This window comes from Holdemania sp., assembly GCF_986127675.1.
Map to the genome: position 1 here is coordinate 1 of NZ_CFQZWI010000085.1, position 12,994 is coordinate 12,994.

At 52.1% G+C, this 12,994-nt stretch carries 13 protein-coding genes; 3 read left to right on the forward strand and 10 right to left on the reverse strand.

What is annotated here, in order from left to right; genetic code table 11:
* Positions 1-146: 146 nt before the first annotated feature.
* The 7 genes from AC5OW4_RS11765 to AC5OW4_RS11795 form a co-directional block, all read right to left on the reverse strand.
* Positions 147-875 carry a DUF2238 domain-containing protein gene (locus AC5OW4_RS11765; protein ID WP_072682999.1) on the reverse strand — a complete coding sequence of 243 codons (729 nt, stop codon included), beginning with the start codon at positions 873-875 and terminating at the stop codon, positions 147-149.
* Between the two features lie 195 nt (positions 876-1,070).
* Positions 1,071-1,523 carry a PTS sugar transporter subunit IIA gene (locus AC5OW4_RS11770; protein ID WP_072682998.1) on the reverse strand — a complete coding sequence of 151 codons (453 nt, stop codon included), beginning with the start codon at positions 1,521-1,523 and terminating at the stop codon, positions 1,071-1,073.
* Between the two features lie 126 nt (positions 1,524-1,649).
* A complete protein-coding gene (locus tag AC5OW4_RS11775) occupies positions 1,650-2,549 on the reverse strand; it encodes a hypothetical protein (protein ID WP_195397119.1) in 900 nt (299 codons plus the stop codon).
* 57 nt (positions 2,550-2,606) lie between these two features.
* Positions 2,607-3,086, reverse strand: coding sequence for a PTS sugar transporter subunit IIB (locus AC5OW4_RS11780; RefSeq protein WP_072682996.1), 480 nt, complete (start codon positions 3,084-3,086; stop codon positions 2,607-2,609).
* 57 nt (positions 3,087-3,143) lie between these two features.
* Positions 3,144-3,995, reverse strand: a complete 852-nt coding sequence (locus AC5OW4_RS11785) for a PTS system mannose/fructose/sorbose family transporter subunit IID (RefSeq protein WP_072682995.1) — start codon at positions 3,993-3,995, stop codon at positions 3,144-3,146.
* Positions 3,995-4,756 (reverse strand): PTS mannose/fructose/sorbose/N-acetylgalactosamine transporter subunit IIC, encoded by a 762-nt coding sequence (locus AC5OW4_RS11790; protein WP_006057367.1) that lies wholly within the window; start codon positions 4,754-4,756, stop codon positions 3,995-3,997. Before AC5OW4_RS11790 ends, AC5OW4_RS11785 begins: the two co-directional genes overlap by 1 nt.
* Before the next feature lie 98 nt (positions 4,757-4,854).
* Positions 4,855-5,559, reverse strand: a complete 705-nt coding sequence (locus AC5OW4_RS11795) for an N-acetylmannosamine-6-phosphate 2-epimerase (RefSeq protein ID WP_072682994.1) — start codon at positions 5,557-5,559, stop codon at positions 4,855-4,857.
* 310 nt (positions 5,560-5,869) lie between these two features.
* On the opposite strand from AC5OW4_RS11795, the gene AC5OW4_RS11800 reads away from it, so the two are divergent.
* The 3 genes from AC5OW4_RS11800 (at position 5,870) to AC5OW4_RS11810 (ending at position 8,907) form a co-directional block, all read left to right on the forward strand.
* Complete coding sequence (locus AC5OW4_RS11800; protein WP_308560295.1) at positions 5,870-6,466, forward strand: recombinase family protein; 597 nt, start codon at positions 5,870-5,872, stop codon at positions 6,464-6,466.
* A gap of 60 nt (positions 6,467-6,526) precedes the next feature.
* Positions 6,527-7,645, forward strand: a complete 1,119-nt coding sequence (locus tag AC5OW4_RS11805) for an aldo/keto reductase (protein ID WP_195397116.1) — start codon at positions 6,527-6,529, stop codon at positions 7,643-7,645.
* 113 nt (positions 7,646-7,758) lie between these two features.
* Complete coding sequence (locus tag AC5OW4_RS11810; RefSeq protein ID WP_195397115.1) at positions 7,759-8,907, forward strand: MupG family TIM beta-alpha barrel fold protein; 1,149 nt, start codon at positions 7,759-7,761, stop codon at positions 8,905-8,907.
* 317 nt (positions 8,908-9,224) lie between these two features.
* Here the strand turns inward: AC5OW4_RS11810 and AC5OW4_RS11815 are convergent, their stop codons facing one another.
* The 3 genes from AC5OW4_RS11815 to AC5OW4_RS11825 all read right to left on the reverse strand — a co-directional run.
* Positions 9,225-11,468, reverse strand: coding sequence for a transglutaminase-like domain-containing protein (locus AC5OW4_RS11815; RefSeq protein ID WP_195397114.1), 2,244 nt, complete (start codon positions 11,466-11,468; stop codon positions 9,225-9,227).
* Positions 11,469-11,478: 10 nt separating this feature from the next.
* On the reverse strand, positions 11,479-12,633 hold the full coding sequence (locus AC5OW4_RS11820) for a DUF58 domain-containing protein (protein ID WP_195397113.1): 1,155 nt from the start codon (positions 12,631-12,633) through the stop codon (positions 11,479-11,481).
* A partial coding sequence (locus AC5OW4_RS11825; protein WP_493676998.1) for an AAA family ATPase occupies positions 12,630-12,994 on the reverse strand: 365 nt, incomplete at its 5' end. The genes AC5OW4_RS11820 and AC5OW4_RS11825, both read right to left, overlap by 4 nt.

The following is a 12,994-nucleotide window of genomic DNA, read 5'->3' on the forward strand; positions in this document are numbered from 1 at the left end:
ACTTCTCAAATAAGAGATAGTGTCTGACGGGTATCGCTTTCTCAAGCGTCCCTACACTTATAGTATATTCCATTCCTGAGTTATTTCAAGGTTTTTTATCAATTTGTTTTTTGCCCCCGATTATTCTTAATTGCCCGCTGGATCCGCTACGCTGTTTTGTTATCCTTGATCGCGCCCTTGCGCCATTTCAGCTGCAGCTTTTCAATCCAGCCCGTCTTATAACGCAGCGACAGGTAGCCGACAAAGGACATGATCAACGCTCCCAGACAGTCGACGATCAGATCCTTCATCGTGTCCAATAACGCCGCCCGGCCGATCAGCTGCGTTCCGTTTTCCAACATGAACTTCTGCATATTCAGACGCAGGATACCGTCAAAGGTAAATTCATAGATTTCCCAGAAGACGCCCAACGTCACCGCGAAGCAGAACGCGAAGACCGCAACAAAGACCGGCGACAGGTTCATCGGAATCTTTTCCGACTTATTTAAGATCGTGACGAAGGAAAAGCCCAGTGCCCCCAGCATCCCGCCGCTGAAGGTATGCAGGATCGTATCCCAATGCGGTACATTGTAATAAAACGCCCGCACCTCGCCCAGATAAATCGCACAGTACAGAAAGACCGCGTATAACAGAAGCATGTTGCTGGGAATCTGGATCTGAATTTTATGCTCGATAAAATCCGGCAGCCGCATTGCGACAACCCCCAAAATGCACTGCACCAGCATCAGCAGATAATCGCTCTTCACACGGACATCTTCGGCGACAGCCTCGGAAGGCGACAAGGCGATCCGGATGATCAGGAAGATCACCGACAGGATCATCGTGACGAAGACAAAGTTATAGATAAATGAATTCCAATTAAATTTCTTCTTCATAGCGTTTCCTCTTTTCAAACATAGCTTCTATTTTAATCACGACGCAGGCGACTTGCAATCTTTTCCATCTGTTTTGCAGTAAATTATTGTTCATTTTCAACCATTTTATCCTGTTTAAAACAAGCTGCGCACAAAAAAATCAGAAATCAAAGACCTGTCTGCGGCAGATTTGGATTCCTGATTTTCAAATTCAGTTTAATTGGACGATGATTCTGCCGCAGGTTCCTTACTGCGGCGGCGACGGGTGGCTTTCTTCTTTTCTTCCAGCATCGTATTGAAATTGACGATGCCGTTTCTTGCGGTTTCTTCCAGCGTCTCCATTGAAATTTCACCGCCCATGCGCATGCCCAGGCATTCCATGACCATTGGCAGATTCATGCCGGTCAGCACCGTAACCTGTTCGTTCAGCACAAATGCCGACTGATTGCACGGCGTACCGCCTAGTAAATCCGCAAAGACCAGAACACCTTCTCCGGTGTCGACCTCCTTGACCGCTTCCTGCAGCCGTGTGCGGAAATCCTCCGGATCATCCTGCGTATTCAAAACGACCGCTTTCATCTGCGGAATGTTTTCGCCGAAAAAGATCTCCGCTGTTTTCAACATTCCTTCGGCCAGAGGGCCGTGGCTGATTAACAAAATACCTTTCATCTCTACCTCCCGGCAGTCTGTTTTTCATTCGGCTGCCTGTATTTTCCTTGATTATTCCTTCATCTTTATTCCGATTCTGATCCTGCGGTTTTCCCGGGGCTTTGTGCTTCAGGCATTGTCCGCCGTTTAATCATTCATCTGGATCAGCCAGCCGATCAACCCGACTGCGGCCCGAATCTGATCGCTGTCCATCTGCACGTCGAACTTGCCGCCCGGCATTTCGCAGGTCATTGCGGCAGGATCCGCCGTGCTGATCAGAATGCCGCTGTCCCAACTGCGGATCAGGCTGTCGTCTGGTTCCGCCGCTGCCTGAACGACAGTTTCCGGCCAGGCTTGCGCGCAAAGCTCACAGAGCTTCGCTTCCTTCCCTTTTAAAATGACGCACAGCGCTTTTTCCCGACCGAGCTGATTCAAATAAACCAATCGGGCCTGCGGGAAGTGCTCGCGCAGCTGCTGCAGCCCCAGCTCCGTCCCGGTTTCTTCCAGAAAGCAGAACGCAACCGGCTGATGGCGGTAAGTGCGGGCGCATTCCAGCATCGCGAACAACGCCGCGTTCTTTCCGGCATTGCCCGCAGTCTGTCGCCGGCCCAAGCCGAAAGCAATTAGAAAAATCAGAGCCGCAAGGATGAAGAAATACCAGCGCCCGTCTTCCTTAGTTCCCGCGATGCACAGCAACACGCCCATCACAGCCAGCAGCACGCTCAGCACCAACGTCACCGTCAGATTATCCAGTTGATTTTTCCGGTTCGCCGATTGATCAAGCAGCCGCTGCCGGCCGGGGATTATTCGAGCTTCACGCAGATTGAAATCCGCCGCCACAATCAGGCGGGCATGCTCCGGATCGCCGCCGATCAGCTGCTGCCCATGAATGCCCTTTTTCCCGATCAACGCCGTGCGGTAGCCCAGCGTTCCCAACATTTCGCTTAACTGCAGCAGCGTGCGCTTTTTCTGACCTGTGCTCTTGCGCCGCGCCATCCGCTGACATAACGTCAGCAGTCGTTCCTTCATATTCTCCTGTACATCCATCGCGTTTCTTTCCTTTCCCGGTGAGAAAAGGCCGACGAATACGGTCGGCCCTGCAAGCTAAAACTTTACGAGATCATGAACCATTTTTTTGTTATATTCCGGTGAAATCTGATGCGTGAGCAGAACACCATGATCTTCCAGAAAACGGAATGCTTCTTTATCTTTATCGTCGACAAACAAGCAAGCTTCCGCTTTGACCTTATTTTCATTGTCTTTGGCGTACATGCCGCTGATGACGATCTCGTTCATGGAATAGCCAAGTTTAACTAATTCCACAGCATCAAAGATCTCTTTAAACACGACCATCACGCGGTAGTCTTCCAGCTCATCGCCGGTTAGTAAATCATACGCATCCTGCGGGGAAACCGCGTCGACTTCGGCATTGAGCGCCGCCAATTCCAGCAGCATGACCTGGGTCGGATCGTTCGCCGTTTTCTCGTTGATCACCACAAATTCCTCGATGTTCAACGCACGCGCAAAGTTACTGACCTGTCCATGCAGCATTCTTCCGTCCAGTCGATACTGAATAACTGCCATATTCTATTTCTCCTTTCAAATCGTAGTGAATTCCGCCCTTGTTTTTCTATTTTATGATCACAGAATCAGGGAAATGATCAGCGAGAAGACGAAGATCAAACCGACCAGCTTCAATGAAGAAACGTTCTTCTTATACAGCCAAGCCAGACAGATCGTCAGCGCTAACGGCGCCAGACCTGGGATGATGTTGTCCAATTCCTGCTGAATGTTCAAGACGTAATCGCCGATCTGAATCGCGCTGGTCAGCTTGAAGCCGACCCAGGAAGGAATCAGCGCGCCGACGGCGGTCATGCCCAGGATCGTGGCACTTTCCATCAGGCGGTCCAGAATTCCGGATTTGTTCATATCGCGGATAACCTTCATACCATTTTTATAGGTGTAGAAGAATCCAAAATAGGAAATTCCAAAGTAGTACGCATTGCCTAAGACAAAGAACAGGATCGCGCCGAAGATCGAGCCGTTCATCGCGAAGCCGGCAGCCAGCGCGCCGATGATCGCTTCAACGGTCGCCCGCAGCGAATCGCCGATGCCGGCCAGCGGTCCCATTAAGGACGCCTTGATCGTATTGACGGATTCTTCCAGCGCCGTGCGTTCCTCGCCATACGGCATATTGGCGATCTGTTCTTCCTGTGCGCAGTTCATGCCGAGCGTGAAGCCCATCCATTCCGGCGTCGTGTTGTAGAACGCCATATGGCGCTTTGCCGCAGAAATCTGATCTTCTTTATTTGGATATAATTTTTTAAGAACCGGAGCCAGCGCCGAGAAATACTGCAGCGTCTGGAAACGTTCGTAGTTGATCGTGACCATCGGGAAGCAGGCGAATCGTAAGAAGACGCCCATCAGTTCTTTGCGTTCCAGCGAAATGATCTTGTTATCGTTAACAGGCTGTTCCATTCTGTTTTCCGTCATTAGATCGCACCTCCTTTTCTCCGTTTACCCTGCGGGCCGAAGAAGAAGACAAAGATTGCCATCGAAACACCCAGCAGCGCGATCGCCAGCAGCGAGCCGCCGAAAACGGCGCACATTACGAAACCGACGATAAAGAACGGAATGTATTTGACTTTGTACATCATCGCCAGCAGCATGCCGAAGCCTAACGCCGGAAGCATACCGGTAGCGGCTGTCAGCCATTCAGAGATCCACACCGGCATATTTTCGTTGACCATGGTAACAAAGCTGGAGCCAAAGTAAATGCACAGGAAGACCGGGATGAATTCCGTAATGAAGAACACCAGCGAGCCGACCAGCTGCAGCCGGGTCATCTTCTTGTAATCCGCCGTTTCCGCGTACTTATCCGCAATATGCATCAACGGTGTATTGATCGTCCAGGCGGCCATCCGGCCCAGCTGACCCATAACGGAAACCGGAACCGCGATCGCAATCGCCGTTTCCATTTCCACGCCCGTAATAATGCACAGCGCCGTCGTTACCGTCGTCGCTGTCGTCGCATTGACCGGAATCGCTGCGCCGACGCCCTGCACGCCCATGTAAACCAGTGTTAAGGTACCGCCGATAATAATGCCCGTTCTTAAATCCCCCAAAATAAGACCGACCAAAGCGCCGCAGACGACCGGTTTGGTAGTCTGTAAGTTGACGAAGCCATAGTTTGTCCATCCAAAGAATGCACACACAACAGAAACAAATAAAGCATATCCTAGTCCAATATTCATATTGTACCTCCTCTCTAGGATTTTCCTTTATTCCTGCCCTCTCTTTTTGTTTTCCCAACCTCCTCTACTATTCAATTCAGCAGGCAGTCCCACCATGCCTACTTCTTGATATAATCCGCAAATCGTTTTGTGATGCTCATCGGATTGGTAATCGCCGTGCCCACGACAATCACATCCGCGCCGCATTCAAACGCCTTTTTCGCTTCTTCGCGCGTCCAGATCCGACCTTCAGCATTGATGAAAATATTTGGGAATTCTCTGCGGACCTGCTCGATCAGATCAAAATCCGCGCCCAGTGCATAGCGATCCAGACTGTCCTCGGTATACCCGGACAACGTCGTCGAGATGATATCCGCGCCGGCTTCCACACTGCGGCGGGCGTCGTTGATCGTGGCGATATCCGCCATGACGACCTGATCCGGATACTTTTCCTTAATCTCGCGGATCAGCTCATAGGCTTTGCGTCCGTTGCAGTTATTGCGGTCGGTGCCGTCCACCGCGATGATGTCGCTGCCGATCTCCCGCAGGACTTCGACTTCCTTCATCGTTGGAGTGATATACACGTCGCAGCCTTCCGTGACGACTTTCCAGATTCCGATCATGACTTTATCCGGGAAAGCTTCTTTGATCATCCGCACATTCTCCGGCCGATTCGCCCGGAAACCCGCACAGCCGCCGATCGCGGCAGCCTTCGCCATTCTTGTCATTTCCTCTGGCGGATTGAACGGATTTTCTTCCTCGTTGGCTTGACAGGAAACGATCAGTTTTCCTCGAATCTGTTGAAAAATTTCCTCTTTATTCATAACTGCTCCTCTCTCTTTTCGTGTCCGCAAAGGTACACCTTTATAAAACTTATGCAAGAGAGCGCGGAACAGAACTAAAACAGGTAAAATTTAAATTATTTATTCACCAATTTCTTCTGTGTAGGGGGTATTTTATTTAGTTCCGATTTGAAAGCGCTTGCGTTCTGAAATGATGATGTTATAATAAAACCATGAAAGCGCTTTTATAAAGGTGTACCTTTATAAACGGCAGACAATTTCAGCTATTCAAGGGAGGGGATAGCTGTTTTTGTCTTTCGTGCCAAACGTTTGTCAAGGAGGAATTAAAAACGTGAATTATGGCTATGCGCGAGTATCTTCTCGAAGTCAGAATCTGGACCGCCAGATTGAAGAATTAAAGGCTTTCGGCTTGACGGAATCGCAGCTTTATATTGATCAGCAGAGCGGCAAGGATTTTGACCGTCAGGCTTACCGTCAGTTAAAAGAAGTTCTGCGGCCGCAGGATTTATTAGTGATCAAAAGTATCGACCGGCTGGGCCGCAATTATCAGGCCATTCTGGAGGAATGGGCGGATTTGACCAAACGCCAGGACGTTCAGATTGTCGTGCTGGACATGCCGCTATTGGATACCCGCAGCCGCCCGGATAACCTCGTCGGCTGTTTCATCAGCGATCTGGTGCTCCAGATTCTCAGCTTTGTCGCGGAGAATGAGCGGATCAACATTAAGACCCGTCAGGCGGAAGGGATCCGGATCGCGAAGGAAAAGGGTAAGCACTTAGGCCGCCCCCGCTACATCCCGCCGGAAAACTTCAGCCTCGTGGCCGCCCGTTATCTGCGGCATGAATGCACGCTGCAGCAGGCTTTAGATCAGCTGCAAATCAAAAAAAGTACGTTTTATAAATACATCCGGAACCTCGATGCAGTATAATGAAGTTAACAAATGGATTGAACAGCGGACGCCGTTGTGAATCATAGAAAGAGGATTGTTATGAAATACAGAGAAAAAGGGAAAATCCCGGCGCGGACTTCCTTGCTGGGCTTCGGCTGCATGCGTTTCCCCGTCAACGAAGATGGAAAAATCAATCGCCCGGAAACGATGAAAATGCTCGACTACGCCTACGAACATGGCGTCAACTATATCGACACCGCCTATCCGTACCACAACTTTGAAAGCGAGGAAGTCGTCGGTCAGTGGGTCGCTACCAAACCCCGCGGCAGCTTCTACCTGGTCACCAAATCACCGACCTGGATGTGCAAGGACATCGCCGATTTCGATCGGATTTTAGAGGAACAGCTGACCAAGCTGCAGACCTCCTATATCGACTTTTATCTGCTTCACGCCTTAAGCCGCGAACGGTGGGAGCACATCAAGGAAATGAATCTGCTTCCGCATCTGAAATCCGTGCTGGACAGCGGCAAGGTTCGCCGGATCGGCTTCTCGTTCCACGACGATTATGAGGTCTTTGAGGAAATCCTCAACGCTTACGACTGGGACTTCTGCCAGATTCAATTCAATTATATGGACACCGAGATTCAGGCGGGATTGCGCGGCTACGAGCTGGCAAAAGCCAAAAATATCCCGATGACGATCATGGAGCCGGTCAAGGGCGGCATGTTAGCGAACGTTCCGGAGGAAATCCAGGCGGAATTCCGGCGCGTCCATCCGGATTGGAGCGACGCTTCCTGGGCACTGCGCTGGGTCGGCGGCCACGACAACGTGCAGACCGTGCTTTCCGGCATGAGCACGATGGAGCAGGTCATCGACAACGTCAAGACGTTCAGCGAAATTGAACCGCTGAACGCAGAAGAACAAGCGACCATCGAACAGGCTCGCCAGCTGTTCCAGGCCCGGATTCAGGTGCCGTGCACCGGCTGCCGCTATTGCATGCCATGTCCGTTCGGTCTGGACATTCCGAAAAACTTCCGGCTGTTAAATACCGCTCACGTCTACAATGTCCACGCGGCCCAAAAGGAAAGCTACGACGCGCTGGACGTCACCGCGAAAGCATCCCATTGTCAGAAATGCGGCGCATGCAAAACCAAGTGTCCGCAGCACATCGACATCCCGACGGAAATGGAAAAAGTCGTCCGGGAATTTGAAAAATAAGCTGAGAATTACGGCGGAGGCGTTCCGGATTATCTCCCGGATCAAGTCCGCCTTTTTCTTTTACCCGGAGTGCGCTATAATGAGAAAGGAAAAACAAGAAAGAGGAAAATACCATGAGTCTTTTAGGGATCTCTCTCTACCCGCATCTGCAGTCAGAAGCGGTGATGAAACAACAATTAAACCTGGCCGTTACGCTCGGTTACAGCCAGGTCTATACAACCGTCCAATCGCCCCAGGCCTGGAACGGACCGACACAGTTAAAGCCGCCGTTTCAATGGCTTATCGGTGAATGCCGGAAGCTGGGGCTGACGCTGCATGTCGACATTAATCGTCGCGTCATGGAACAGGTCGGCGCCCAACCGGACGATTTATCGCTATTTGTCCGTCTTGGCATCCGGATCATCCGTCTGGATTTCGGCTTTGAAGAAGATCACGAGCTGGTCGCGCAGATGACCTGCAACGAGGATGGCGTATTGATTGAAGACAACGCGTCGATGCAGGCGGAACCGATCAATCGGATCAAGGCGATCCAGCGCCATGGCAACCTTGAAAATTACATCGCCGTGCATAATTTCTTCCCGCATCCGGACACCGGCATGTCGTTTACCGACACGTTTAAAAACGCGAAGCTGTTTAAAGCCTGCGGCATCCGTACCGGGGTATTCATCAACTCGCTGGACGCCGACAACCTGTTATTCCGGTATGGCCACGGGTTATGCACGGTGGAAAATCACCGCTACAAACCGGCTTATTTAAGTGCCGGGGAACTGACGGCAACCGGGATGTTCGATTACATCTTTTTCGGCGATGGCAATCCTTCCCGCACCGAAATGGAACAGGTTCAGGAAATCGTACATCATCATTGCGTTTCCGTTCCAGTCTACTTTAATTCCCGACTGGATGATGAGCTGCGTCAGAAGCTCTTGAACGTGGTGCTGAAATCCCGCAGCGATCAGCCGGAATTCATCCTGCGCGCCACGCAGACCCGCGGCTTGGGGCATGTTCCAGCTCATCCGGGACCGGATCGCGATAAACTGTGCATCACCCTCGATAACGAATTATCCGGCAAATATGAAGGCGAATTGCAGATTGCCTTAAAAAGCATGCCGGGCGTGGAATATGCCACGGTGATCGGACAGGTGGATATGTTAGCGGAAAATCTGATCTCGCTGATCCGTTATGGCAAGGTTGCCTTCCGGTTAGTGGAAGCAGAAAAGATCCAGAATGCGACTGTGGGTCAGGAACAGACGCATCAGGAGTAATTTCCCAGGCAATATGGAACAAGGCCACGCTTTCCCTGTCGGACATTTCCCGCAGATTGCGCTGCCCTTCGCCTTTCACTCGCCAAGACTTCCGGTTTACGGATGTTTTAAAAACCAATGCTGACCACAAGCAGCTCTCAGGAACACTCTGAAGCTGCTTTTTTCTGTTCCTTGTTCATGAAATAGAGCAGAATAGACAAAGAAAAAGAATGCTTGAAATGACAGTGGATAACGCTGAGAAAGCAGCTAGAACACGAAAAAACCGCAATCCGGCAGGGACAGCTTGTCCTTCATACCGATTGCGGTTTATTAAATTTTTACAATGCGATGCGATAGCGCAGCCGCAGCCGTTCTTTGCCTGTCAGCGATTTCCGGTTGGTGTAAATCTGTTCGATCACAGAAATCAAGACGCGTTGTTCATGGGGCTGCAGCGACTCTTGAGCATAGATCAGCTTTTCAATCAACGCCTGTGCCCGCAGAATATCCGCTTCCGCGATCCCCGGCAGTTTCTGATTCAGCCTCCATGCGGTAAGCTCAGCTTTCCAGCCAGGCTGATAAGGAACTGCCAGAGCTTTCATCAAGCTGCCGATCAGCTTGCACAATATTTCATCCCGCGCCGAAGCGTCTTTCCAACGCCGCCGCCAGCGGCTTATCCGCAGCTGACGCCGGACTTCCAGCACGATCAGCAAGAACAGAACAAAATCGCACAAAAGCAGGATTGCTCCAAGAACACCGCTGACTGGCGAAGGCAGCGGCGTCTGGGGTTCGGTTGGTTGGGAAGCGAGATCGTCCAACAGCTCGCCCGGATCTTCCGAGTCCTTCAAGGCTGCCGTCATTTCAATATCCTGCGGTTGTTCCGCCATCTGCAGCAATGCAAATGTATCGTAATAACAGCCGGGAGTTACATCGACAGGAATCCAACCCAAGCCATCCAGATACACCTCGCACCAGGCATGGCTGTCCTGAGCGGTCAGCTCTGCGATCCCCCCGGCGCTGATCTGTTCTCTGGTCAGCCGGTAGCCTTCCGCGTAACGGGCTGGAATTCCCATAACACGAAAAGCCATGACGGCCGCAGAGGCGTACTGCACTGCATTGCCGGTTCGGCTCTCGCTTAAAAACCAGCGGACCGGATCCGCTGACTGCGGCGTTTGCGGCGGTGTTTCGGCATATTGAACCTGCTTTTCCAGAATATCCCGAATTCGCGTCACAGCCTCATAAATTCCCGGAGAGCTCATCGGTTCCTTGAGAAACAAAGTGCGGATCAGCGACTCAGTTTCCGCATCGACATCCAGATAATTCTGATAGACAAAACTACGGTAGACGGCTTCAGCCTGAATGTATTGACGCTGCGCATCCGTTTGAGGTGCTTTTATCCAATCCGGGGCGTGAAGCAGCTCGCCCGGCTGATCGCCAGACCATTCGACAAACTCTCCATGCCGAAAACCCAACAGAGCGTTAGCATGATAGCCCATATCCAGCCAGCTGCGGACTGAACCTGTTATAGTGTCTGCTTCCACTGAATAAGGAAAGTAGGAATATTTCCGATTTGCGCCGTGATTGGCCACTTCTATCCGATTCGCCTGCAGCGGGGTATCCGGATCCAGCCTCAGCGCTGCGGCTGACTGCGCCCCGACGGGGAAGTTCTCCATTTCCAGCCACTTTAACATGCCTTCATTGCTTCCGGCATAGGCCGCTTTCTTCAGCGCCAGCCACCGGCCCCCTTCATATCGGCCGCCAATATAGCCGCGCAGATAAAAGGTTTTCAGCTGCTCCGTCGTAACCGTCAGCGTCGCTCCTTCCCCGCTTAATAAACGATCCGCTTTCCAAACATCGCCCTGCGGCAGGGAATCCCCACCATAGCGCAGCGTATCCAGATTGGCAAAGAGATCCTTCCGCAGCCGCGTCATTTCCATTAATTCCTGATTCTTTCCGATGAATGTCAGAAGCAGCGCGCTGATCACGCCAAGCCAGAGCCAGCGTTTTCCCGCAGACGCCGCGTTGACCCATTGAAGCCAGAGAGCCGCAATCCCCGCCAGCATCAGCACCATCGCCCAGGAAGACACACAGCGTAACCGCAGCCCGGGCATCATCAGAAGCAGAACGGTCAGTCCCATCCGACCCGGATGGCTGCGCCATGTCCAGATCAGAATCGCAAATCCGCTCATCAAGACGGTGAAAAAGATCGAATAAGAGAAACGTGTTAACGAGGGATTAGCCAGAATATTCCGGGCGTCCTCCTCATAGACATTCCAGGCCTGAATCAGGCCATTCACGCACGCCACCAGTCCGGAAACCAGCCATGGCAAAAGAAGCAGCGTCAACCCCAGCCATGCCAGCCACAGGCTTCGGCAAAGCCGCAGCCGGCTGGTTTTCGTCAATCCCGCCTGCAATCCAAGCAGCGCGGCGCCAACCAGCCACGGACCCCAAAGGCCGCTGACTGGTCTTGCGCAGATCACAGCCAGCTGGGCGGCAAAACCGGCAAGCAGAAGAAAACCCGCGATAATCTCCATCGCGGAAACAATTTCTCTTTCGGTTTTCTTCCGACGCCCTTTTTCACTCATGCTCTCTCTCCTAAATCATCAACTGCACGGCTGCGTTGTCCAATGCGGACAGCGGCAGCTCAATCTGTTGGCAGCGCCCTTTTTCACTCATGTGGATCGTCTGTTGATCCGCTCTGACAGTAATCGCCGTCACGTCCAGCTGCGGGTCCAGCGAATTCAGCATCCGCGGGAAATCCCCGGCCGTCACATAAATCATTTTATTGTATTGCTTCCGATCCCCCAAGCCCGCGAACAGGCGCAGACCATTGCCCGGACTTGAAGGCAGACGCAGATGAATCCAGAATGCCGCCAGCTGAGCGCCGTCCTGAACTGAACGTACCGGTTTTGACGCCAGCTGATTTTCTGCCGCAAACACCGCCTGATGACCCACACCCTGTTCGATCAGCTTCTGACTGAACGATAACGCCAGTTCCACGACAGCGGAAAGTACCGCCGGCTCCTGATTCTCCAGACTGGCGTCCAACATCAAAATCGTATCGTAGTGACTTGTATCGCTGGCTTCCTTGACGACCATCGTATCGAGCTTGCTGGAAAGCTTCCAGTGGATTTGACGGATATCGTCTTGCGGTTGATAATCGCGCAGATCGAACACCTCGCTGGGATCGCTGCCTTTGCGGTTTTCATAGACGGTTTCCCCTTCCAGAATCCCATGCGGCATCTTTGTGATCTTTAACTGGACCGGCACTGACTGCGGATAAACCGTCAGGCTCTGGCTGGACAGCGGAGGCAATCGGAAAGCGCACAGACCGAACAGATCGCTGACCCACAGCGCCTGACAGCTCATTGAATATTCGCCGCAGCAATCCGGAATCCACTCGACCGCGGCCTCCCGTTTCTTATCCAGCGCAAAAACCGCGGATTGTTCTTGAATTTGTCCAATCAGATGATTTTCAACCGTCAGCTGAACATGCAGCTGGCCGGCGGCCAACAGGGGAAAACGATTGACGATTATGCGATAAAACGTTTTTTCTCCCCGCAAAATGCTGCCATCCAGACAGACCTCAAAGCGCATCCGTTTGACATCCAGAAATAACAAGATCGCCAGGACCGCCGGTAAACTCAGTCCCAGAAGCAGGATCAGAAACACAAGCCGGCTGCTGAAAAACCACGTCAGAAGCAGACAGGTCATTAAGAAAACGACGTAAGCACGCCGGCTTTTCTTCATGCCCAGGCGCCTCCCGGTTTCTGCGGCGGCGCAATTTCATCCAGGACCGCATTCATCAAAGCCTGCGGCATAATTCCTTCTACCCTGGCCTGCGGACGTAAAATCAGACGATGCGCACAGACGTCGTTAAACACAGCGCGGACATCCTGCGGCAGCGCGTAATTGCGGTCCATTAATACCGCATGGGCTTTGGTCATCTGCGTCAGCGCCAAAACACCGCGCGGACTCACACCCAGCTCAATCGCCGGCAGCTTGCGCGTCCGTTCGCACAGGCGGATCAGATAATGCAGCACATCGTCATGAATCCGAACGGAAGTCAGATAATTCTGCACTTCGCGGATATTCTCGCGGAGATCGGAAG